Annotated in this window: 21 protein-coding genes; 14 read left to right on the top strand and 7 right to left on the bottom strand. The window is 62.3% G+C overall.

Annotated elements, in window-relative coordinates:
* The first annotated feature begins 92 nt into the window (after positions 1-92).
* Positions 93-881, top strand: a complete 789-nt coding sequence (locus CXQ90_RS10110; protein ID WP_104138859.1) for a GntR family transcriptional regulator — start codon at positions 93-95, stop codon at positions 879-881.
* A gap of 107 nt (positions 882-988) precedes the next feature.
* Here CXQ90_RS10110 and CXQ90_RS10105 read toward each other — a convergent pair whose 3' ends face one another.
* Positions 989-2,224 (bottom strand): S8 family serine peptidase, encoded by a 1,236-nt coding sequence (locus CXQ90_RS10105; RefSeq protein WP_104138929.1) that lies wholly within the window; start codon positions 2,222-2,224, stop codon positions 989-991.
* 321 nt (positions 2,225-2,545) lie between these two features.
* On the opposite strand from CXQ90_RS10105, the gene CXQ90_RS10100 reads away from it, so the two are divergent.
* The 5 genes from CXQ90_RS10100 to CXQ90_RS10080 all read left to right on the top strand — a co-directional run bounded on the left by CXQ90_RS10100 (position 2,546) and on the right by CXQ90_RS10080 (position 7,021).
* Positions 2,546-3,151, top strand: a complete 606-nt coding sequence (locus tag CXQ90_RS10100) for a helix-turn-helix domain-containing protein (protein ID WP_104138857.1) — start codon at positions 2,546-2,548, stop codon at positions 3,149-3,151.
* Entirely contained in the window at positions 3,144-3,884 is a 741-nt protein-coding gene (locus CXQ90_RS10095; protein ID WP_104138856.1) for a B3/4 domain-containing protein, read from the top strand. The genes CXQ90_RS10100 and CXQ90_RS10095 overlap by 8 nt, the downstream gene beginning before the upstream one ends.
* A gap of 1 nt (position 3,885) precedes the next feature.
* The gene (locus CXQ90_RS10090) at positions 3,886-4,791 is read left to right on the top strand and encodes a DMT family transporter (protein ID WP_104138854.1); all 906 of its coding nucleotides are present in this window, start codon (positions 3,886-3,888) and stop codon (positions 4,789-4,791) included.
* Between the two features lie 129 nt (positions 4,792-4,920).
* Positions 4,921-5,817, top strand: coding sequence for a dihydrodipicolinate synthase family protein (locus CXQ90_RS10085; protein ID WP_104138853.1), 897 nt, complete (start codon positions 4,921-4,923; stop codon positions 5,815-5,817).
* Complete coding sequence (locus CXQ90_RS10080; protein WP_104138851.1) at positions 5,795-7,021, top strand: MFS transporter; 1,227 nt, start codon at positions 5,795-5,797, stop codon at positions 7,019-7,021. Before CXQ90_RS10085 ends, CXQ90_RS10080 begins: the two co-directional genes overlap by 23 nt.
* 362 nt (positions 7,022-7,383) lie before the next feature.
* On the opposite strand, the gene CXQ90_RS10075 is transcribed toward CXQ90_RS10080, so the two are convergent.
* Positions 7,384-7,761 (bottom strand): hypothetical protein, encoded by a 378-nt coding sequence (locus CXQ90_RS10075; RefSeq protein WP_104138850.1) that lies wholly within the window; start codon positions 7,759-7,761, stop codon positions 7,384-7,386.
* Positions 7,762-8,623: 862 nt separating this feature from the next.
* Between CXQ90_RS10075 and CXQ90_RS10070 the strand changes: the two genes are divergently transcribed.
* The 5 genes from CXQ90_RS10070 (at position 8,624) to CXQ90_RS10050 (ending at position 12,006) form a co-directional block, all read left to right on the top strand.
* Positions 8,624-9,070, top strand: coding sequence for a hypothetical protein (locus CXQ90_RS10070; RefSeq protein WP_104138848.1), 447 nt, complete (start codon positions 8,624-8,626; stop codon positions 9,068-9,070).
* Between the two features lie 132 nt (positions 9,071-9,202).
* Positions 9,203-9,604 (top strand): ribonuclease E inhibitor RraB, encoded by a 402-nt coding sequence (locus CXQ90_RS10065; RefSeq protein WP_104138846.1) that lies wholly within the window; start codon positions 9,203-9,205, stop codon positions 9,602-9,604.
* 514 nt (positions 9,605-10,118) lie between these two features.
* The gene (locus CXQ90_RS10060) at positions 10,119-10,550 is read left to right on the top strand and encodes a hypothetical protein (RefSeq protein WP_104138845.1); all 432 of its coding nucleotides are present in this window, start codon (positions 10,119-10,121) and stop codon (positions 10,548-10,550) included.
* Positions 10,531-10,965: a PadR family transcriptional regulator gene (locus tag CXQ90_RS10055; protein WP_104138843.1), complete on the top strand. Its 435-nt coding sequence runs from the start codon at positions 10,531-10,533 to the stop codon at positions 10,963-10,965. The genes CXQ90_RS10060 and CXQ90_RS10055 overlap by 20 nt, the downstream gene beginning before the upstream one ends.
* Positions 10,966-11,451: 486 nt before the next feature.
* Positions 11,452-12,006: a GNAT family N-acetyltransferase gene (locus CXQ90_RS10050; RefSeq protein ID WP_104138842.1), complete on the top strand. Its 555-nt coding sequence runs from the start codon at positions 11,452-11,454 to the stop codon at positions 12,004-12,006.
* 79 nt (positions 12,007-12,085) lie between these two features.
* On the opposite strand, the gene CXQ90_RS10045 is transcribed toward CXQ90_RS10050, so the two are convergent.
* Together CXQ90_RS10045 and CXQ90_RS10040 are read right to left on the bottom strand one after the other, a co-directional pair.
* The gene (locus CXQ90_RS10045) at positions 12,086-12,766 is read right to left on the bottom strand and encodes a hypothetical protein (protein WP_219816655.1); all 681 of its coding nucleotides are present in this window, start codon (positions 12,764-12,766) and stop codon (positions 12,086-12,088) included.
* Positions 12,767-12,903: 137 nt separating this feature from the next.
* Positions 12,904-13,308 carry a VOC family protein gene (locus CXQ90_RS10040; protein WP_104138840.1) on the bottom strand — a complete coding sequence of 135 codons (405 nt, stop codon included), beginning with the start codon at positions 13,306-13,308 and terminating at the stop codon, positions 12,904-12,906.
* 871 nt (positions 13,309-14,179) lie between these two features.
* Here CXQ90_RS10040 and CXQ90_RS10035 point away from each other — a divergent pair.
* A complete protein-coding gene (locus CXQ90_RS10035) occupies positions 14,180-14,824 on the top strand; it encodes a hypothetical protein (RefSeq protein WP_104138839.1) in 645 nt (214 codons plus the stop codon).
* A 48-nt stretch (positions 14,825-14,872) separates the two neighbouring features.
* On the opposite strand, the gene CXQ90_RS10030 is transcribed toward CXQ90_RS10035, so the two are convergent.
* The gene (locus tag CXQ90_RS10030) at positions 14,873-15,391 is read right to left on the bottom strand and encodes a glycoside hydrolase domain-containing protein (RefSeq protein WP_219816654.1); all 519 of its coding nucleotides are present in this window, start codon (positions 15,389-15,391) and stop codon (positions 14,873-14,875) included.
* A gap of 421 nt (positions 15,392-15,812) precedes the next feature.
* On the bottom strand, positions 15,813-17,369 hold the full coding sequence (locus CXQ90_RS10025) for an amino acid permease (protein ID WP_104138837.1): 1,557 nt from the start codon (positions 17,367-17,369) through the stop codon (positions 15,813-15,815).
* A 759-nt stretch (positions 17,370-18,128) separates the two neighbouring features.
* On the opposite strand from CXQ90_RS10025, the gene CXQ90_RS10020 reads away from it, so the two are divergent.
* The gene (locus CXQ90_RS10020; RefSeq protein ID WP_258064468.1) at positions 18,129-19,508 is read left to right on the top strand and encodes a DUF6421 family protein; all 1,380 of its coding nucleotides are present in this window, start codon (positions 18,129-18,131) and stop codon (positions 19,506-19,508) included.
* Positions 19,505-20,263: an SDR family NAD(P)-dependent oxidoreductase gene (locus CXQ90_RS10015; RefSeq protein WP_104138834.1), complete on the top strand. Its 759-nt coding sequence runs from the start codon at positions 19,505-19,507 to the stop codon at positions 20,261-20,263. The genes CXQ90_RS10020 and CXQ90_RS10015 overlap by 4 nt, the downstream gene beginning before the upstream one ends.
* 73 nt (positions 20,264-20,336) lie before the next feature.
* On the opposite strand, the gene CXQ90_RS10010 is transcribed toward CXQ90_RS10015, so the two are convergent.
* Positions 20,337-21,347 (bottom strand): nucleoside hydrolase, encoded by a 1,011-nt coding sequence (locus CXQ90_RS10010; RefSeq protein ID WP_104138833.1) that lies wholly within the window; start codon positions 21,345-21,347, stop codon positions 20,337-20,339.
* Between the last annotated feature and the right edge of the window lie 11 nt (positions 21,348-21,358).

Here is a 21,358-nt window from a genome sequence, read left to right as displayed (position 1 = left end):
AGTATGCACCTCCGTAGCGCGGGTAAGACTTGTCCAACAAACACGTAGCACTTGTTAGGCTGGAATTCCCGAACAACGCAAGCGAGGCAAACGTGCACGAGGACGCCGTCCGGTTCCTGGCCCAGCCGGTGGAGGCCCAGCCCGGCTCACCGCTCCGGGTTGCCGTCTACTCCCGGATCGCCGAAGCCATCCGCAACAACATGCTGACGCCCGGCTCCATGCTTCCCACCGAAACCGAGCTCGGCACGGACATGAAGGTCAGCCGCACCGTGGTCCGCGAGGCGCTGATGCTGCTCGAGGAGGACGGCCTCATCCGCGCCCGTCGCGGCGTCGGCCGGTTCGTCTCCGACACCCTCCCCCGCATCGGCATCGAGCGGATCCGGCCCTTCGAGGAAGTCCTCGGCGGCCCGGGGCAGCACATCGAGATCAAACGCGTCCAGCGGGAACGGCAGCCCGCCTCCGAGTTCGTCGCGCCCGGCATTGGCGTCGAACCCGGCGCCGACTGCTGGCTCTGGGAATCCGTCCTGATCCGCGACGGCGAGGCCATCGCCCACCTGCAGGAGAACATCTCCGCCGGGCCGGTCAGCATCGGCAGCGGTTCCGCTGCCGCCGCCCCGCTGGAGCTCGACGACGACGGCGGCACCACGCTGCTCGCGGCCCTCTACAAACGCGGCGGCCGGGTATTGGGCCCGGGCGAATGCCAGATCGGCCTGAGCCAGGTGGGACCCAGCCGCGCCAAGCTCCTGGACCTGCGGGCATCGGATCCGGTCCTCGTGCTGACGCAGTACGTCAGGCACGCGAACCGGCCCTTCTACCTGGCCAAATGCCTCATTTCGGACCGGGCGGGCCACCTCTCGGTGATGCAGTCCCTTCAGTCCTAGGCCGACTGGTCCAGCTCAGCTTGGGCGGCCCTCCCCGCATGACCGCTCCTGGCCCCGGCCGTTCATGCGGGCGCAGGCCGGTCGTGCGGTGCCGGCCGGGGCTATGACTACCGGACGGCTTTGTCTGCGTTCACGCGGCCATGTGTCCAGTAGGTGCCCGTGCCAGGAATCTTGTCGGCGGTTGATTCGATGTTTGCGCGGACTGACGTGTTCGTGGCGCCCGGGTGGGAGCTGAAGGCAAGCGCGGCCGTTGCAGCCACGATCGGTGAGGACATCGAAGTCCCGTTGCCGACGTCATAACCGAAAGACCGCTTGTTCTGTGTCCCGATGACGAACGTGTGGTTCGGGAAGGTCGAATAGACGTTGGCCCCGGGTGCTGCGACGTCCACCCAGCTCGCTCCGTACGTTGAGAACGATGCTTTGGCGTCGGTGTTGTCGGTAGCGGCAACGGCGATGACGTTTGAGTATGCGCCCGGGTAGATCTTGGCCTGATTCCCGCCGTTGCCCGCTGCTGCAACCAGCACGACACCCTTACTCCAGGCGTTTTTGACGGCAGTTTCGAGAGTGCGGGACGCCTGCACTCCGATGCTCATGTTGATAACCTTCGCGCCATTGTTAACCGCCCAGTTGATGCCGTTCGCAAGGCCTGAGCTAGATCCAACCCCGCTGTCATTGAGGACCTTGCCAGCCAGGATCGTGCAGCCGGGGCATACGCCGGCTACACCGGAAGTATTGTGTGTGGCGGCGACGATACCGGCCACATGGGTGCCGTGGCCGTAGTTGTCTTCATCGGTCGCCGAACTACTGAAATTGGCCCGTAGCACAACCTTCGGGCTGATGTCCGGGTTGTCAGTTGCGACACCCGAATCTAGAACAGCAACTCTGATGCCGCTGCCTGTCGTGACGCTCCACGCTTCGACGGCGTCGACATCAGCATCCGCTTTGCCCCCGGCTACAGTCAGCGTGCTGGCGGTGTTGGTGAATGACTGCCCATTGTTTTGCAGAGCGTACTGGCGAGGAAAATACTGGTCAGCAGTAGTGGCAGTAACCAGCTCGTCCGGCTCGGCGTACTCAACAGCAGGGTTCCGGCTTAAGGCTTCGATGAGTTGAGATTCCTTACCGGCCGGCACCTTAATCAGACGAGCGCCAGTGCTGCCGATTCCGGCGCCCTCGCTGACGCCATGCTGACGCAGTACGCCAGATGCAGCAACGGTGTCGCGGAATTTGACGATGATTTGGCCCGTGCCGGATGTCTGAGGCGCCGCGCCGCTCGGGGCCGCGAGGGTGATTGCGCCAAGCGCCATGGCTACCGCGGCGAAGCTCGCTAGAACGACTTTTTTCATAAAGAGCATCTTGCTTCAATCTGCACTGGCTAGATAGTGCCTGTCGGCAAATTACACGTCCGGTGGAATACCGACGCCGGCGATAATGCCTGTGGAAGTCAGAGAACCCACAGATATTGAACTGGCAGTTTTCCTCTCGGCGGGCCCGACTCAGAGGCTAGTGGTGGGAGGTGCTGTTCCTAGGTCACCGGCAACTGCTTTACTTCCTTTCGGAAAGAGATGCGTTAGCCGTTGGCTAACTTGCATCTTCAGGTCTGGCCCTCTGCCCTTTCGGCTTGCATCGGAGTGCATAGTGCACTCCGAGTGCACTATGATGCACTCATGGATAAGAGTACATCTGCCCTCGCGGTAGCAATTGGCAGCCGGGTGCGGCAGGAACGGCAGTCGCGGGGGTGGACGCTTGATCAATTGGCGCAGGCCACGGGTGTGAGCCGCCGCATGCTGGTCAACGTCGAGCAGGGCGCCACGAATCCCAGCGTGGGGACGCTCCTGAGAATCAGTGACGCTCTTGGGATCGGACTGCCCGCGTTGGTTGAACTCCCGCGCCCCAGGCCAGTGACGGTCACCCGCCGCGGTGAGGGTGCTGCCTTGTGGAGTTCGGATGCCGGTGGCCGCGGCGTGCTGGTGGCCGGGACAGAGACGCCTGATGTGGTTGAACTCTGGGACTGGAAGATGGTTCCCGGGGATACCCACGGGAGCGAAGCGCATTCACCGGGGACCAAGGAGCTGTTGCAGGTCCAGGAGGGATCCATCTCCGTTGTGGTTGCCGGTGAGGCGTTCATCCTCGAGGCCGGAGACGCTGTGTCCTTTCCCGGCGACGTGGAGCACTCGTATGGCGCCGTGGGCAAGGAACCGGCCCGGTTCTCCCTGGCGGTCTTTGAACCGGGCGTGGGATCAGGACACCGGCCGGAGGCGACCGATGCGTGATCTGGAAACGCTTCAGGAGTTTCTGAAAGGCGCCGGGGTGGATGCCGCAGTGTTCTCGCTGCGGCCGGACTACCGCTCCGTCCTGCTGGCCGTCGACGGGCTTGTCCCGGGGCCAAGCGATCAGGCCAGTGACACGCTGCTCCAAGCAGCGGAGGCTTCGGCCCGCGAAACACTGAGCGCCCGGCTTGTGGAGGATCTGCCCCACGTGGCTGCGTGGCGCGAGGCTTACAAATCGTTCGGCGCCAAGCCGCAGCGCACCCGCAACAGCCTGGAGGCCTTGCTGCGCCGCGCGGCGTCCGGCCTGCCCCGGGTGAACCGGCTTACCGACCTCTACAACGCCGTCTCGGTGCTGCATCAGGTGCCGCTGGGTGGAGAGGACCTGACCGGCTATGCCGGTGCGCCCCGGCTTGTCCGGGCCGCCGGCACTGAGGCGTTTGACACCGTCGCGGGAGGCATTGAGGTGATCGAGCACCCGGATCCGGGCGAGGTGGTGTGGTGCGATGACGCCGGCGTTACCTGCCGGCGCTGGAACTGGCGCCAGGGCCGGAGGACCCAACTCCGCGAAGACACCACAACGGCTCTGTTCATCCTCGACGCCCTCCAGCCCATGACCGATGAGGCACTCGACGGCGCCGCCGACGACCTGGCGGCACGATTAACGGGGCTTGGTCCGGACGTCAGGGCTGCCCGCCGTCGGATAGCCGCAGCCCCTTCCATCCATGAAGGGAAGTGATATGGGCCTGCGAAACGCTTTGAACGTCCCGGTCCCGCCGTGGGGGCTGGCCGTGACGGCGATCCTGTCAGTTCAGTTGGGGTCTGCCCTGTCGGTGGATCTGATTGAGGCCGTGGGCCCGGCCGGAACAGCCTGGCTCAGGCTCAGCATGGGAGCCATCATTCTCCTGTTGATTGCCCGCCCGCCGCTGCGCTCCGTCCGCCGCGGCGACGTGCTGCCGCTGCTCCGTCTGGGCATCACCACCGGGCTGGTGACTATCGGGTTCCTCGCCGCGATCGAGCACATCCCGCTGGGCACCGCCGTCGCGATCGAGTTCCTGGGACCCCTGACGGTGGCCGCGGTACGCAGCCACAACAGAAATGCGCTCATCTGGCCGGCTGTGGCACTGCTCGGCGTCGTACTTCTGACCCAACCATGGCAGGGCGACTTCAACCTGACCGGCGTCACCTTCGCCGCGCTGGCAGCGATCGGGTGGGCCGCCTACATCCTGCTCACCCAGAGAATCGGAGACCGATTCACCGGAATCGGGGCGCTCTCAATGACTGTGCCGATCGCTGCGGCCACGGCGGCCGTCGTCGGCATTCCGCAGGCCGCCGGCCACCTGACGTTCGGGATCCTGGCCACAGCGGCCGGGCTCGCCATCCTGCTGCCCGTGCTGCCGTTCGCGCTGGAAATGCTGGCCCTGCGCAGGATGACGCCCACAGCGTTCGGCACCCTGATGGCCCTGGAGCCAGCCCTCGGGGTCCTCCTCGGACTGCTCATCCTGCACCAGCAGCCTTCGGCCATCCAAATCCTGGGCATCCTGCTCGTCGTCCTCGCCGGCGCCGCGGCGCAGCGGGGCGGACGACGGCGCCCGGCACACCCGAAGCAGAACCCCAGCCCTGCGGATCTCGACTTCGTCGGCTAACGGCCCGCAGCGCAACTTACCTCCTCGAACGACCTGCCGGTTCCGGCCCGCGCACGCTCACAGAGGGCGCGGCGACCTGCGTCCACACACACTGCTTTCATTTCGGAATCTAATAAAGGAGTTAGAACGATGTTCACTGGCTTGAGCGCTTTTCCCATCACCCCGCTGGCACACGATGCGGTAGACGAGGCCTCGTTTGTCCGCTTGGTACAAAGGCTCAGCGAGGCCAAGGTCGACTCCATTACGGCGCTCGGCTCCACCGGTTCCTACGCCTACCTGAGCAGTGATGAGCGAAGCCGTGTTGCCCACCTAGCTGTCGAGAACGCCGGCGAAACACCGGTGTTTATCGGGATCGGGGCGCTGCGGACCTCACACGTCCTGACGAACGCCGAGAACGCCGAGCAGGCCGGAGCTTCTGGTCTGCTGCTGGCGCCGATGACTTATCAGCCCCTCACTGATGATGATGTGTTCGAACTCTTCCGTACGGTCACAGCGCACTCGTCACTGCCCGTCGTCGTCTATGACAATCCAGGCACCACGCACTTCACCTTCAGCACCGAGCTGTACGGACGCATCGCCGAACTGCCAGGCATCGCCTCCATCAAAATCCCAGGGGTGCCAGCGGACCCGCAGCAGGCGCGGGACCGGGTCGAAGAAATCCGGGCGCTTGTTCCCAAACACGTGACCATCGGAGTTTCCGGCGACGCCAAGGCCGCCGCCGGCCTGGCTGCCGGATGCGATGCCTGGTACTCGGTCATCGGCGGCACCCTGCCCGCCCTGGCGATGCGGATCACCCGGGCCGCCCTGGAAGGGCGAATCCCGGATGCATTGGCCGAGTCCGAACGGCTTGCACCGTTGTGGCAGTCATTTGCCGAGTTTGGCGGGAGTATCCGGGTCGTTGCGGCAATAGCAGAACAGCTAGGACTGGCATCTACATCGTGCCTGCCGCTTCCCCTCCAAGGATTGACCGAGATGCAGCGTGCCCATGTTGGCAGGATTGTCGATGAGCTCGGGCTCAACCCGTAGCGCCGGCCTCGGCGCTCCACGCAGGAAGGACCGCAGGGCCGGGCCGCTGGCCCGCTACGTCTTCGCCGCTACCCTGGTTCGCAGCGCAGACGGAGGCGCAGTAGTCGCTATCGTGCTGCTCGCGCACGCCAGCGGGATGCCGGGCTGGTTGGCCGGACTCCTGGGAGCATCAATCACCGCACCCCACCTGCTCGGCCCTCTCATCGCTCGACACCTCGATACAGCCCGTGACGGGCGCAAAGTGATTGCATTCTCCGCTGTCCTCCACGGGGTGCTGCTCGGCGCCGCAGCGCTGCTCCTGCCGGTCACAGTGGCGATCTGGCCAGCCATGCTGCTCTTTGTCTCCGGCATCTTCGGGCCGATGCTTACCGGCGGCATCAGCAGCCGTTTGCCGTCCATAGCCGGCCCCGAGCAGCGCAGCCAACGCAGAGCACAAAGCTGGGACGTCGCAAGCTACGGGCTGAGCGGCACCCTCGGCCCGGCAGCAGTCGCGTGGATCGCGGCAGGATCCGACGCACTTACCGCGACACTGGTTCTGGCCGGAGCCGCCGTGGCTGGTGCGGGCGCCGTCCTCGCACTCCCCAAGCAGGAGCCACCCGACAAGGCAGTAGACGTGCCATCGCCCAGGCGAACACTCAACCTGATATGGGAACGTGGTCCGCTTCGCCGCACACTCGGGCTCACCGTCACCGTCGCATTCTCTGTCGCCGCCTTACCGATCTACGCCGTTGCAACAGCTCACGCGTTCGGCGGTGCCTCAGCCGCCGGAACAATGGTCGCAGCTTACGGGATAGGGAATCTTCTCGGATCAGCAGGGCTCATGCTTCGGCCGCTTCGCCGCGACGCAGACCCTCTCATGAGCTCCCTTGCTGCACTCGTTGCGGCAACGCTGATACTGGTGATGCTTACTCCGACACTCCCCACGTCCCTCATTGCCTTCTGCCTGGCAGGGGTCGCGAACGCGATGTTCTTCGCGGCAACACTCGCGGCGCGAAGTGAATACGCACCCATCGAAGCTCGCGGTCAAGTCTTCATCTGGGTAGGCGCACTCAAGATCGCTGCAGGATCAGCCGGGACAGCTATCGCGGGGGCAACCATCGAACACACGGTTTGGGCACCCCTTCTACTGGCGACAGCTCTCACAGCAGCTGCTGCGACCACCAGCATCATCGAGCGATCCCGTACACGTCGGCCCAAGCACTAGCCCGCCCGAATTCAACAACACCCTCGCCCCGTCATAGCCGCAGCACCTCGGGCGCACGCCAAAAAGCGCTGCCAAAACCACGCCAAATAGCTCTGCAATTCACACAGACATTTTTGGAGGCTAGCCGCGGACGGGTCAGAAACGGTCGTTATTGACCTGGGGAAGAGCGAAGCCGGGTGCAATTCTCTGTGGAGTTGGTCGCTCTGTGGCGGTGTTTTTTGGTCGCTCCATGTCGCAACAGTGCCCGTAAGGCGGGCACCTATTCCCAATACATGGCAGCCGCACGTGAGCAGAGGCGCATCTCATGACCGCCGACACGAAACGCCGAGGCTAGTCGACGCACCGGATCGCGTCGCAGACGTTCACAGCTGGGCGTGACGCTCCAACGCGTCCAGAGTCGTCTCGGGCGATGTGTTGAAGCAGAAGGTGATTCCAGGCGATTCCGCATTGCACACGTTGATGATCCGTTCGAAGAGCTCGGTGTACTCCGGGATCATCCTGATGCCGCCCCCGATCATCACGAGGCCGAAACGATCACGACCGAACGCCGAGCGAATCTCTGCTTCGGCCTCGTCCGGGGAGGTGCCGATCAGGCAGTTGACGGCGTCGAAGCCGGCTGCCGTGGTGGCCCCGAACCCCGCTTCGATCCGTTCGGTCATCGTGGCCTCGTCGAGGCCAGGAGGCAGCTTGCTATAGTCGAGGGCTCGCGCGTGGATGCCGATCATGAGGATTCGAGTCATGGGCCTCATTGTGGCATGCACGCCTCACCAACGAATTAGCCAAACCGCACCACCAATCAGGCGGGCCCGCGGGATCCTTGCTCGACCCGCCCCGCCCCAGATGAGCTGTTCCTGTAGTGCAGAGGACTCCTGACGTTCCGTGCAGACGACTTCGGAAAATGACATCGGTGGGCCGGGCCCCAGGTTGCGAACCGCCCGTTAAACGGTCGATCACCGCACCCTTTGGTGCACGTTTTTTGAGGAACCCGGAACGGACGCAGATGGGCACATGACGAGGTTCTGTGACGCACCGCCCTATCCGGTCATCTCCGGCTGCTTCGCTGTAGCTTCGCCAAACCACCGATAACAAAAACCGCGCCGCCTATCAGCCAGGCATAGGCGCCTCTTTGTAGGTGTGGGATAGTAAGCCACAAATCCCCAAGACGAGGAATAGAAAGCCTCCCGAGAGTATGAGGATTGCTTGGTTCCGGGGATTCATTGGTTACCATCTTCTTTGACGTGCACGAAGACGAGGTGTAAGTAAGCGGAGTCTACTCCTGAGGCAATGGGCAAAGCAGTGGCTGGTCAACCCGGCGCTTCGCTCCCTTCGGGGAACCTTTCCCGGTCTCCCGAAAGGAGGACTTAGGATTTCCCTTCAACTGCCGATTCCTCGTCCTGAGCATCACCCGGATGGCGGCGGCGAAGACCAAGAAGAGGGGATTCCAATCGGCACGAGCAGCGCAAGCGCCCCGATGTTTCGGGCCGCCACGGCTATACCGGGGGCGATCCTCGGTTGGTACTACGAGCGACTTCTCTCGACTTTCGCCGCGTCGCGCCGATGCTGCACATATCCTGCCCACCTCAATCTTGAAATACTTTCATTATGACCACCGACAACAAGGCCATGCTCGATCGCGTCATCACCGAGGTGTTCAACGAAGACTTCGTCACTATGCGCGTCAGCTCTGACGAAGCCCACGGGTCGCATAGTGTCCAGGTGAGCAGCCGCTACCACGAGGACCGGACAGTGATCATACGAGCCGGCCACGTGTGGATGGACGCCTTCATTCCGGAACTGAATGTTCAAACGAGCATTCTGGTGGACGACGGCGAAGAAGACGACGATGACGAGGACGCGATAGTGGCCTACAAGGAGGGAGAGTTGAAAAGGATTTGCCGCGTCATGCATGCGTATCTCGAAGGAGGAGGGCGTATCAGCGAGCGGCGCAGCCTCCTGGGCCGTGGCGTTGTCCGCAAATTGGTCATTGAGTCAGACGGCTTCGAGTGGCGCTTAGGTCGAAACCATTGGAGCGGGCCGAAGCCGGTATGACCCGCTAAGGGATCGCTCATCGCGCCTTTCGAGCCGTGATCCTTTTACTGGTCTGAGCTGCCGCAGGGACTGCCCTACCACCGCTACACGCTCCAGAAGCAGTAACGACGGATTCTTCCAATACATTTGCCCATGACCAGTGCTTCTGACCGGCTAGCCAGCCATCTTTCTTCCTCGGTAGAACAGTTGAGGCAGCGCAGGAAACTGGGTGACCATCTCGACGTACCTCGCGAGGTAGCGCATGACGGTGTCTTCCCGACAAAGGAGGCGGCTCTAGAAGCGGGCAAGGAATTGATGGCCGAGGGATATCGCACCGTAGTATCGGCCGTCAACGACCAGTTCCTACTTGAAGCCGACAAGACGACGGCCCTCGATCCTGACATTGTGGAGCAATTCATCAAAACTGTCTTCGCCGCAGTTGATCGAAACGGCGGTGAGTACGACGGTTGGGGAGCTGACTTGGTGGACCGTCGTCCTCGCCCGCTCAGGGCTGGATTCCTCTTCGGATATAGACGGCTCTTCGAACGCGAGTGAAGTTCGGACTTTGTGTCCGTGGTAGCCAGCCGCGCCTGAGCAAGGGGCGTATCAACTGTGGAACCCTCACCGAAGCTTCAGGACGAACCAAAGAGCTGGGTACTCATTGGGAGAAGTATCCTTCGGGATCCGGGCTCCATAGCTCTGTGGCCTCTCCCAATGCTGCGCCGATGTCTTCACGCTCAACCGCAAAGGCGCACTCAATACCCTGCTCGTCGGAAAGTCATGGATAAGGCGGATCCGGTGATCTCTTGGTCAAACCAAAAGGTTATCGTCCAGAACGAGTGGTGACCTTCGTGCGTTACGACCTCGGCAGAGGATGCCCCGGACTCCTCTTGATCCAAAGTCAGCTGCGGTCCAACGCCAGGTTTGTTCCATAAGTAGGAATCCGACTGTTGGCTGAGTTTCCGTTGAACGTCCAAGGCCAACGGGCCGCGAAAAACTGAGAACTACAACTCTGGACGGATATAGCAGCCGTAGGTACTATACCAACAGTCTACTAAGGAGCTTATTTATGGGTATCAGGCCGGATGGCGTCACTCCGATCACTAATCAAGGACTCGCTCGATACACCGGCACCCTGTTTGTCGGGGTACTGGTTGTCCAGGGATACACCGCCTACGTGGCGCAAGGACGAGTTACAGCGGGAACGGCTCTGCTGCTCGCCGCGGTGGCGCTCTATATGGTGGTGTTCACGGTGAGGAATGGAACCGCACTGCGCCAACGTGCGTACGGAACCTACTTCGCACACGCTGTCGCCTATTTGATCATCAACGGCAGTTTCTGGTTGCACGCCTGGATCCTAGTGCTTAATGGGCGCGATGAGACGTTGCAGCAGGGGTGGTCCGGTCCCCTGATGTCGATGAGCGTACTGTGGGGTGCCGGGCTTCTCGTGCACACCATCGGCGCCATGCTCAGCAGGGGCTATGAGCATGTCGAAGTCTGAGCCGGCAGCCGCCGCCGGACCCGACTTTGAACTCTCTGACTATGAGCGCAAGGTCCTCGCCGCGTGGACTGACACCCATAAAAAGAGCACACTGATGCTCTTCATCTTGCTGGCCTTATCCCAAGAAGCGCGGTGGTCCGGACAGATCCGCGACTTCATCACTGACCTCAGCGAAGCGCATTTAGCGGTGGACGAGCAGAGCCTGCACCGGGCCCTGCGGCGGGTGGAAGGACTAAACCTCATTACCCATAGCCAGGAATCAGTGGCGGGTACCGGCGCCAAACGCAAGATCTACGAGCTCACCGCCTCCGGCGAACGGGTCCTGGCGAGCTACCTTCGGGGGCCGATGGCGTATATGAACACCGAACTTTTTCGAGATTCAATCGCTGCCGCCCGCCGCATCCAACCGAGCTGATTGATGACGCGGCAGCAGTAGACTCCAGGCATGATCCACCCGCGGGAACGTGAGGGCTTGAGGAAGGTGTGTGGTTGGTTCTGGATGTTCAACCACCGTCCAGGGCATGGGCGAAGCCATGGCCTCATCGGATGAAGAGCGGTAACTCAGCGAAACCCTCATGGAGACCGGCATCGATGCCGGCCTGGCGGACGTGGAATCTAAACGCCTGCCCATGAACACCCTCGGGGGCGTGCACCAGGCGCCAAATACTGCCGTGAAAACGCCGCCATTTATCGTAGAAAGTCACACTTCATTCCAGTCATAACGAACATGGTTGCAGTAATCCTCCCGTCATCGTGCATTTCATCGTGCGGGTCTTACGTACATGGTCTGGGTCAGCAACGGCGAGGAGCGTGTCGGCCGGCTTCCGCGGCACGGTGATCGACCGACTTACGGGCGCGCCCGAGTGTCCAGGTTCTCGGTATGAACGCATAGGCTCGAAAGATGAATGAAGCCCTGAGGCTGCAGCGGCATGAAGACCTCAACATGATGGAACTTGCCGCACTGGAACAGCTTTTCAACAGTGAATATCTCAGCGATTACGGCCGGTGGAATCCAGACGCGCCGTACGGCTACTCACCGGCGGATTTCCATGTACTGGCGTTCCAAGGGTCTGTGCTGGCTGCGCATGTGGGCTTTCAGCGTCGCGTGATCTCGGTAGGTAGCGACGACGTCCTTGTGGCTGGCACGGGAGGCGTGCTGGTCGATCAACGCTTTCGCGGTACTGGTCTCGGCGGCCGAGCGATGAGACACGGTCAAAAGGCGATGCGCGATGAAGCCGAAGCCGACTTCGGTTTCCTCGGATGCCGGAAGGAAGTGGTCTCCTTCTATGAGTCGGCGGGCTGGGTTCAGGTACACGCCACGGAACGATGCTTGTCCCGCACAGACCAGACATCGGTCATCGTGTCTCAGGGTGGGCCAAACCTCATCTGCTCCGCCAGACGCGATGCGAGCGAATGGCCGGACGGTGACATAGATCTTCGGGGCACGCCCTGGTGACGTAGCTGTCCCAGTGCAAGATCCGCTATCGAACACAGGAGCGCCCGTTGGGCCACCAGATAACGCGATGGAACCGCGATCAGAACCGGAAATCGCGATAGGTGCTCCTCACGTTGAACCGCCGGCTCTGCTTCCTGCGTTCCAAGAACCCAACGATCGTCTCGATGTCGTTTGGCCGCATCTTCAGTTCACGGCACTTGCCTCTGACTTGCTCGACCGTGACCGAGGTCCACCGCTCGGGGCGGTTCATCATGTCGGCCTTGAGCTTGTCTTCTTCATTCCATTTGAGTCCGGAGTCGTATCCAGCCGCCCACTGTGCAAGGCTCTTGAGGATCCGGATCACGTCTTCCGGTAGGGGCTCGCCGACGGCTGCCAGGGCGGCTTGTGGTCCTGACGCAGGCTGCGGAGTCTGTCCCGGAAGGAGTCGTACCGGCTGAGCGACTTCCAGCCAAGTGGCTGTTTCGGCAGTTCCCCACTCGATGACGACGATAGCGTCAGCTTGTGAGCGCCACAGATCGTTCAAATGTCGCCGATCGGGCCATGCGTAGACGACACGCCGGTGGGTAAGGGACCCGGCAGAGAAACCGCGCCAGGTGAGGTGCACCGTAACAGGTCTTCCCACCAACCGCTTTAGGGTTTCGCCCTCGAACCGTCGCTGCGGCGTTACAACGGCAATTGGGCCACCAGGTTGTTGCGAGAGCCACGCGACCGCGCGGGCAGCCTGCGCTTCACGGGAGTCATGAGCGACCAGTTGGGACACGGCAACTGGAAACGGCTATTCACTTGCCGACATCGACACTCCCTGCTCGGTTTAGACGGACCTTAGCAGTTGCATCCGACACCAGCCCTACCCAGACAACGGGCAGCAGGGATCCTCCACCGGACACCACTTTCTGTTTACCCGGCGGCTACGAGCTCGATCTCGAAGCCGTCCGAGTTGAAGAGGTAAGCGGCGTAATGACCAGGGCCGCCAGCGTGCGGGTACTTGTCCTGGAACAGCTGCATCCATCCGTGACGAGCGCTTTCCACGACAAGCGCATCCACCTCTTTTTGGCTTCCGGCGTGGAACGCCAGGTGGTTGAGGCCGGGCGCTGTGCGCTCGTGTTTCCGGCCGCTCAAAGCTGGTGACTGTTCAGCCACGATGTAGGTCTGGCCAAGTCGCCAGCTGATCCCTGAGTCCCAGCTTTGGTAAGTGGAGTATCCCAACCGGGGCAGAATCCAACCCCATTCCTGCTTGGCGCGATCGATGTCAGGGACCCATACCTCGATATGGTGCAGGGATCCGGTGCGAGGAGTGGTCACATTGGGAGTCTTCCATACTCGACCACTGCTGCCCTCAGACCGATCGGCTTACGTGCAGGACTGGGTCCGTCGACTATGCCGGCTTCCCGTCACGATGAGCCATGTCTAAAGACCGTCCTGTTGATTAGACTCCCATCACAGGAAGCAGGTTACATATGCGCGAACCAGACTTGGAACCAACACCCAGGAGCCGGCTGGAACGGGCATACGACGCCTTCGGTTCCTGGCCGCTGGTCGTCTTGGCCGGCGTCCTCTTCGTTCCTTTGCAGTCCGTCTTGGGCTGGTGGCCTACTTTGGTCGTCGTTGTTGCGACTGGCATTGTCCTAATCACTGTCATCGAGCTCATTGTCATTGCTCCCCTGCGCAAGAAGCGAGCAGTTCGGGACACGGAAAGAGGCCTTTTCGAATGTGCCCACCGCGAGCCCGGATCGGGACTTCGGGGTAGATGGGCCCGAGGTTATGCAAAAGCAGAGCCAAACCGACTGATCTTCCAGCTGGGGGCAAGCGAAAACGGACCTCTTGCCGGGCCACTGGAAATCTACTCATTTCCCACGGTCATCGGGGAGCCTGCTAAGGCCCCCTGGACTGTTTTTCCCGGAGGACGCGTGATGACGATCAGATCAGACAACACCACACTCCAACTGGCCGCCAGCCAAGCAAGCCTAAAACTCCTCAATGAACGGTGTCTCTCAAATCCAACACCCGATCCCTAAGCAATTGGTGCAGGACCGTAAGTAGCGTCCGGCAGAGGATCGGCTTACATGCACAGTGGCGAACGAGGAGAGCGTTCCGATGTAGATACTCAGGGCGTCGGTAAGAATGGGCGTGTGCTCCCATTCCTGATGCCCACCTTGCAGCATTCAATAGCCTGATGCTCCGGGCACGGCAACTCTTCGGTGATGCCGTTACGGAGGAACTGATCGCCCCGGATACACATCGACTACCCAGCTTCCGGGTCGGCGACCTGTCGGTGATCGCTGAGCAGTGGCTCGTGGTCGCGATCTCACCTGGCTCCTATCCGTTTGTTTACGCTCGGCGGTGGGAGTTTGACTGGGACTCCGATCTTGATGAGGCGATTGCTGTGCTCGAGAGTTATCAGGGCAGGTTCTTGCTGGCCCCCAGTGCCGGGGATATTTTCGCGGCCCGACTTAGAGCACTGGTGGGCAGCGATGGTGAGGTGGATGTGGCAACGGATCAGCCTGAGTTTGACCGGAGCCTAACAGTGCGGCCATGGCGTTCCGGGGCAATGCCGCTCAAGGTCCACATCAACGGTTACCTCCTCGTCATCGACAGTGACCACCTGGGGTGGTGGACTTTCGGGGGTGATTACAAGTCCGACGGCGTCGCTGAAGGGTGGAAAGTGATCGAGCAGTTAGTCGTTCGGGGCGGCATTGTTCACAGCACACGTCGCTTTTCACAACTTCTAACCCATGAAGGTGACGTCGTCAGCGGAGCGCATAGCGACGGCGTGCGCACCCGGCGCCCTCAGAACCTCTACTACGCTCCGTACCATTAGCACGCCATGGACCGTATCGAACCGCGGGATCTCGATCCTGCTGATGCCCTAGGAAAGGCCCCGCCTGCAATCCAGCCACACATCGTTGTCAAGATCGAAGGCGTCTGCGCCGTTGGTTACGGTGAACTCCTTGATCTGGTTAAAGGACCAGTTAGCGGGCAGCGGGAACCCCAGATTCCCAGAGAAACCCCAAGACATGCCAGAGACAAAGGAATAACGGGCAAAGGTCTTGGCCGTGACATTCAAGCAGACGTTGCGCGAACCGTAGACTCCGTGGACATACTTCTTTCCGTTTGATGCCAGCCCAGCTTGGACTCCCTGAAAGTAGGGGATGATCGCCGCGTCGATGTCCTCCTGGGTGGCATCGTAGTCGACTGCGAAGTAGATTACAGTGCCACGGTTGAATCCATAGCTGGCCGCTAGCTGGTGTGCCCTCACTGCATGCTGGTAACCCTGTGAGTAGGTGAAATCGGAGAGCAGGCGGGCGTTGTCCTGGTAAATGGGAAGGACCTTGAGCCCGGCACCGAAAATAACGTTAAGCTCCCCGGGTTTGATCTCCTTATCCAAGGTCGAACCCGGGGGGTCATAAAGGTCTTCCTGTTTGGTCCGCGGAACTTGCACCTTCCCGAATTTCAACCTGGTACACGGTCCGCTGAAGCGGGCCCCACCACTGTCTCAACCCGACCGGGCCCGCCCTCCTTCACCGAGGGCGGGCCTTCCGCTGCGGGCCGCACACAGACGAGTGACAGGACACCCAGCGATCGGCTAGACACGTCTAGTATCCTTAGTGCCTCATAACATCAGCGATACAAGACAACTCGCGATCCAGTCATGCGACATATAGCGATCACAGAACACCGCCATTTACCGGCAAACTTCACAGCAATTCTCACCCGGCTTCCCCCTTTCTGGTCTCGATCCCCCGTTCTAGACCTTCTGGCCCTCGGCTACCGCGGGCCCCGCAATTCGTGGGGTAGCCCGCGCATGGTTACCGGTCCCTAGGTTCGTCCTCGAGGTCCTTGGGTGCCGAGAGATCCATCTCGAGCAGCGGCACCACTTTGGACTTGGTGATGAAGCGGTGAGCCAGCCATAGAACGATGAAGACTGGCAACCCGATGTAGGAGGTAAGCACCTCAATGGTCCGTCCGGCAATCACAGCCTCGTAGTTCTGTCCCGCGATTACCAGTATCAGCAGGGCGAAGGCCAGCAGTGGGCCAATGGGGAACAGCGATGCTTTGTATGGCAGGTCGCTGACTTTGTTTCCCTGGGCCAGGAAGCCGCGCCTGAAACGGTAGTGGGAGACCGCGATTCCCGCCCAGACGATGAAGCCGCATAGGCCTGACATGTTCAGCAGCCAGGCGTAGGCTGCACCCTGACCGACGATCGCGGAGAGGAACCCGAAGAGTCCCACGGCCGCGGTCGCCAGCAACGCCGGGATCGGCACACCTCGCGCATTGGTTCGGCCGAAGACCTTCGGGGCCATGCCGTCATGGGCCATGGCGTAGAGCATCCGGGTGGAGGCATACAGTCCGGAGTTGCCCGCCGACAGGATTGCGGTCAGGATCACGGCGTTCATCAAGGCCGCTGCGAAGGCGATTCCGGCGCGCGAGAAGACCAGGGAAAACGGTGACGCTGCAATATCGGACTCGCCGGAGGCCAGCAGGCTCGGATCGGTGAACGGGATCAGGCAGCCGATGATAAAGATGGCACCAATGTAGAAGAGCATGATGCGCCAGAAGACAGTGCGGATGGCCTTCGGTACTTCGCGACGCGGGTTCTTGGCTTCGCCTGCGGCGACTCCCACGAGCTCGGTGCCTTGGAAGGAGAACCCGGCAACCATGAAGACCGAGATGATCGAGACCCAACCCCCGTGGAACACGTCATCGCGGTTTTCCCAGTTGCTCAGTCCCGGAGAGTTATCCCCGAGGATGCCGAAAATCATCAGCACGCCGGCGATCAGGAAGAGCACCACTGCGCTGACCTTGATCAGGGAAAGCCAGAACTCCGACTCACCAAAGGACTTCGCCGAGAGGGCATTGAGCCCGGTCAACACCACCAGGAAGATCCCGGCCCACACCCATCCTGGGACCCCCGGGAACCAGAAGTCCATGATGATTCCGGCCGCGACCAGCTCGGCGGCCACCGTGATGGCCCAGTTGAACCAATAGTTCCAGCCGATCGCGAACCCAAAGGACGGGGAAACGAAACGGGTGGCAAAGGACTGGAAAGAACCGGCGACCGGAATTTTGGCCGACATCTCGCCCAGTGACTGCATCAACAGGAATACCATCAGCCCCACCAGCGCGTAGCCGACCAACGCACCGCCGGGACCCGCCTGGGAAATGGTGCTGCCCGAGGCCACGAACAGCCCGGTACCGATCGCACCGCCGATAGCGATCATCTGCAGGTGCCGGCTGCTTAGCCCGCGCTTGAGTTCGTTGGTGGTTCCGCCGGAAGCGCGATCTGCGCCTATCGCAAGGGAGGACACCTGTTGGGCTGTTTCATCGGGTTTGATGTCTACGGAAGTTCCGCTCGTTGGCGTCATGCAACACCGCCAAGGGGTATCCGTGCGAGCGGGGTCGGGTTCCCGGTGCCACCAGCGGCTCGACCGGTGCAGGCTTCGGCGACTGCGGTGTCGAGCAGGTAGGCCACAGCGTTCCCGCGTGGTCCTGCCTGCGCGGTGGTGGACCCCGAGCTAAGAATCAGTCCTGAACCGGAGCAAAGAGCGGTTGCAGGGGTGGTGCCGGGAGCAATAGCCCGGTCACTTATTTGCGTGTGGGAGCCAAGTCCCATGGTGCCTCCGAAAAGGTAGCTGCGGTGGATTTGAGCCTTCCGGAGCCCCCGGGCCGGGAAGGATGGTGATCAAGCTAACACAGGTGAAGGGAGCGACCTCTGGCGTGGCGAATGTTGCACGCCCGACGGGTCAAGTCCTTACGCATGGGCATGGGTTACTCGATTTGAGCGTAAGGGTTGCTGATTTAATCGTGCCCGGCGAGTAAGCAGCTCTGACGATCTGCTATGGCGGGCGGCCCGGGTTAGGCGAATGACGCCAGGGGTGTCCGCGAGCCGCCCGAACAACGCCGGGACCCCTGGCTTGTTCACTCGAGATGCGCCGTTCCTGGGATGTCCTAGAGCCCCCGACCTTAAGGTCCAGCGCAGGCATAGCAGTGAAGAGACGGTTTCTAGCAAAAGTATTCCTTACGCATAAGCAAATAACCCTTCACGGATGCTTACGCACTGCTAGCTTCTTCAGGAATCCCCTCAACGGAAGGAACGAGCATTGTCTGTAATCGCAAACCCGGAAGTGACCACCACCCGGGCACAAGACCTCAAGGCGCTCCCGGCATGGCAGGCCCTGAAGGCAGCCGTCATCGGACTGCAGCAGCTTCAAGTGCAGGACGGATCCGTTCCGGAACCCGCTGACCATGACGAGGCCCGCCAGAATGTCGGCATCATTACGGGCTCAATCAACCACCTGCGCCTCCACCTCCCCCACGACTCGGACTACCTTGAATTGCTCGTGCAGGACTTCCAGCGGTGGGCGTCCGAGGGCTTCGCCGTGCCGGATTTCCTCGACTCATTGGTAGCTTTCCACCCCGAGCACTGGCGCATCGATGGGCTGCCGCACCTGGTGGTGTTCCCCATGTACACGCAGAACGGCAGCACCAACCGCTACTTCGAGGCCGTCCTCATCGAGGTCATCTGGCCTTCCTTCGTCGCTGAACTGGAGGCAGCAAACTACTCCAACAAGCTGTTCGTCCCCATCAGCTTCGTCGATTTCACGCCAGGGTATGACACGAACTCAGCAGTTCTCTTCCCCGAGAGCGTGGCGGTCCGGAGTACCCCCTCCTTCACCTGGGGAGGCATCTTCGCGGACCGCGAAGCTGCCCGGTTCCGCCGCGTCCTCAAAGCCGCTGCCGACATCACGTCCCTGGACCTGCCGGCTGACGCCGCGGAACTCATCAATGACCAGCACCTCACCGAGAAGACCTTCGTGATGTGGGACCTGATCCATGACCGCACCCACATGCGCGGTGACCTGCCCTTTGATCCGTTCATGATCAAGCAGCGGATGCCGTATTTCCTGTACTCCCTGGAGGAGCTCCGCTGTGACCTGACCGCCTTCCGCGAGTCAGTCCTCATCGAGCGGGACGAAACGGCATCCGAGGACGCCCGCAAGCACGCCAAGCTGGTCCAGTACGCCGTGATCTTCGACCGGATTTTCCGCTTCGCGATAACCGGGAACCGGGTCCGCAACTACGACGCCGTGGGCGGCCAGTTGCTGTTCGCCTGGATGCACCAGCACCGGGTCCTGCACTGGACCGATGGAAAGTTGAGCATCGACTGGAAGGACGTCGCCGGCGTGGTCGTCGAGCTGGGTCTCCGCATCGAGGAACTCTACTGGCGTTCAATCGACCGGCCGAAGACCGCACACTGGCTGGCTGCCTACGAGCTCGTCTCGGAAACCCTCACCCCCCACCCGGCCTCCGTGTGGGCCAAGGGACCGGAGGCCCTTCCGCTCGAAGGCCCTCCCCGGGGTCTGACGGACCAGATCCTTGATGACGAATTCCCCCTGTCGATGTTCTACGAGGCACTGGAGAAGAAGATGTCCGCGGTCATTGAATCAACTGCCGGGATCACCGGTCAGAGCCCTGTGAAGACTGAAGGCGAGGCGGGCGCATGAGCCAGGACCTCTCGGGGCGTACGGTCGTCGTCGCCGGTTCGACAAGCGCTGCCGGCGTCGCGGTAGTCCGCACCCTCTCGCAAGCAGGGGCACGCGTGGCCGCCGTGGACATTCTTGAGGACCGGGTGCAGGAGCTCTCGGCAGCGTACGGCAACGTCACGGGCTATGTCTGCAACCTCGCGGACCTGCAGGCCGTTGAGGACCTGGCGACGTCCGTCCGGAACGACCTGGGTCCGGTGGACGGCCTTATCCATCTTGTAGGAGGGTGGCGAGGCGGAACCGGCATCAAAGGCCAGGCGGATGAAGACTGGGACTTCCTGCACACCAGCGTCCTCACCACGCTGAGGAACACCAGCCGCGCTTTTTACGATGACTTGGCTACCTCCCCTGTGGGTCGCCTGGCCATCGTTTCCGCACAGTCCGCTTCCTCGCCGACGGCGGACGGCGCCGCCTATGCCGCGGTCAAGTCCGCCGCCGAGGCATGGACCCTGGCCGTGGCCGACGGATTCCGGCACCTGCAGGGAGGAAACGAAAGCCCCCTCTCCGCTCAGCACTCAGCCGCCCTGGTCTTCGTCGTCAAGGCTCTGGTCGATGACCGGATGCGCGCAGCCCAGCCGGAACGGATATTTCCGGGCTTCACCGATGTCAGTGTCCTTGCCGACGCTGTACAGCGGATCTTCGACCTGGAGGCAGAACAGATCAACGGGCAGCGCCTGCCCCTCACGGCCGGCCACCTCGTGGGCGCACCGGCATGAGCGTCAGCGTTGATACCAAAGCAGGAGGATCCTGCAGCGGACCGGCAGGTGGTCCTGAATCAGGGTGACATGCTCAGGCCGGTGACGTGACCGCGGAGGCGAGCGCCGCCGTCGTGCCTTCAGAAAGCGAAAGCAGCACCTCCACCAGGCGCGGCGCGAAGTCGCCGTCGAGGGCGAGCACCACCCGGCAGCGGGCGCCGGCCTGCTCCGGGTAGTCCAGGTAGAGTCCGCGGAGGTCGCAGACGGTCTGGCCGCGGCCGGGACCGTCGGTGGTGTCGACGGCGACACGCACCGCCGGGGCGACGGCGGCTTGGACGCCGCCCACCGCGAGCGCGGCGGCGAGGGGGTCGTGCATGGCGGAGCAGGCCCGGCCGAAGATGCCCTCGTAGAACCGGAAGTAGTAGCCGAGCATCTCCCCCAGCGCCTGCGGCACCGGGTGGCCAGCGGCGAGCAGCTCCTGCCGGTGGCTTTCCTCCAGCACGTTGGCCATGGTCACGTCCAGCGGCACCAGGGTGATGCTCCAGCCGGCGGCGAAGACGTCCGCGGCGGCCTCGGGGTCGTTGGCGATGTTCGCCTCCGCCACCGCCGTGATGTTGCCGGGGGCCAGCGCCGCGCCGCCCATGATGGTGATCTCCTCCACCAGCCGGGGAAGCTCCGGTTCCAGCCGCAGGGCCTCGGCGATGTTGGTCAGCGGGCCGATGGCCAGGACCCGCAGCGTGCCGGGGTGCTCGTGGGCCAGCCGCACCAGCATCTCCGCAGCGGTCTCTGGCGCCAGCTCAACCGCCGCCGTCGAAAGCGACACCTCGCCGATGCCGTTGGCGCCGTGGACGTGCGGCGCCCCGCCGCGGAACGTGCCGCCCTGCGGGTCGTGGGCACCGACGGCGACGGGGATGTGCGCGTGGCCGGCGAGCTGGAGCAGGTCCAGGGTGTTCCGGGCGCCGACGGCGGCACTGACGTTGCCGCTGACGGTGCCGATCCCTCGCACGTCCGCCTGCGGGGAGGCGAGCAGGTAGGCCAGGGCGAGGGCGTCGTCGATGCCGGTGTCGCAGTCGAGGTAGAAGGGGCGGCTGGTGGGCGTGGTCATTGGAGTGTTAC

It is taken from the genome of Arthrobacter sp. ZGTC131 (assembly GCF_002929275.1).
GTDB lineage: Bacteria > Actinomycetota > Actinomycetes > Actinomycetales > Micrococcaceae > Arthrobacter.
The sequence above is the reverse complement of the archived record's forward strand: the minus strand, read 5'-3'. Positions and strand labels throughout refer to the sequence as shown.

Excerpts from the sequence above, each read along its gene's own strand:
- CXQ90_RS10105 (WP_104138929.1), bottom strand. The coding sequence starts at position 2,224 with ATGAAAAAAGTCGTTCTAGCGAGCTTCGCCGCGGTAGCCATGGCGCTT.
- CXQ90_RS10100 (WP_104138857.1), top strand. The coding sequence starts at position 2,546 with ATGGATAAGAGTACATCTGCCCTCGCGGTAGCAATTGGCAGCCGGGTG.
- CXQ90_RS10095 (WP_104138856.1), top strand. The coding sequence starts at position 3,144 with ATGCGTGATCTGGAAACGCTTCAGGAGTTTCTGAAAGGCGCCGGGGTG.
- CXQ90_RS10090 (WP_104138854.1), top strand. The coding sequence starts at position 3,886 with ATGGGCCTGCGAAACGCTTTGAACGTCCCGGTCCCGCCGTGGGGGCTG.
- CXQ90_RS10085 (WP_104138853.1), top strand. The coding sequence starts at position 4,921 with ATGTTCACTGGCTTGAGCGCTTTTCCCATCACCCCGCTGGCACACGAT.
- CXQ90_RS10080 (WP_104138851.1), top strand. The coding sequence starts at position 5,795 with ATGAGCTCGGGCTCAACCCGTAGCGCCGGCCTCGGCGCTCCACGCAGG.
- CXQ90_RS10075 (WP_104138850.1), bottom strand. The coding sequence starts at position 7,761 with ATGACTCGAATCCTCATGATCGGCATCCACGCGCGAGCCCTCGACTAT.
- CXQ90_RS10070 (WP_104138848.1), top strand. The coding sequence starts at position 8,624 with ATGACCACCGACAACAAGGCCATGCTCGATCGCGTCATCACCGAGGTG.
- CXQ90_RS10065 (WP_104138846.1), top strand. The coding sequence starts at position 9,203 with ATGACCAGTGCTTCTGACCGGCTAGCCAGCCATCTTTCTTCCTCGGTA.
- CXQ90_RS10060 (WP_104138845.1), top strand. The coding sequence starts at position 10,119 with ATGGGTATCAGGCCGGATGGCGTCACTCCGATCACTAATCAAGGACTC.
- CXQ90_RS10055 (WP_104138843.1), top strand. The coding sequence starts at position 10,531 with ATGAGCATGTCGAAGTCTGAGCCGGCAGCCGCCGCCGGACCCGACTTT.
- CXQ90_RS10050 (WP_104138842.1), top strand. The coding sequence starts at position 11,452 with ATGAATGAAGCCCTGAGGCTGCAGCGGCATGAAGACCTCAACATGATG.
- CXQ90_RS10035 (WP_104138839.1), top strand. The coding sequence starts at position 14,180 with ATGCTCCGGGCACGGCAACTCTTCGGTGATGCCGTTACGGAGGAACTG.
- CXQ90_RS10025 (WP_104138837.1), bottom strand. The coding sequence starts at position 17,369 with ATGACGCCAACGAGCGGAACTTCCGTAGACATCAAACCCGATGAAACA.
- CXQ90_RS10015 (WP_104138834.1), top strand. The coding sequence starts at position 19,505 with ATGAGCCAGGACCTCTCGGGGCGTACGGTCGTCGTCGCCGGTTCGACA.
- CXQ90_RS10010 (WP_104138833.1), bottom strand. The coding sequence starts at position 21,347 with ATGACCACGCCCACCAGCCGCCCCTTCTACCTCGACTGCGACACCGGC.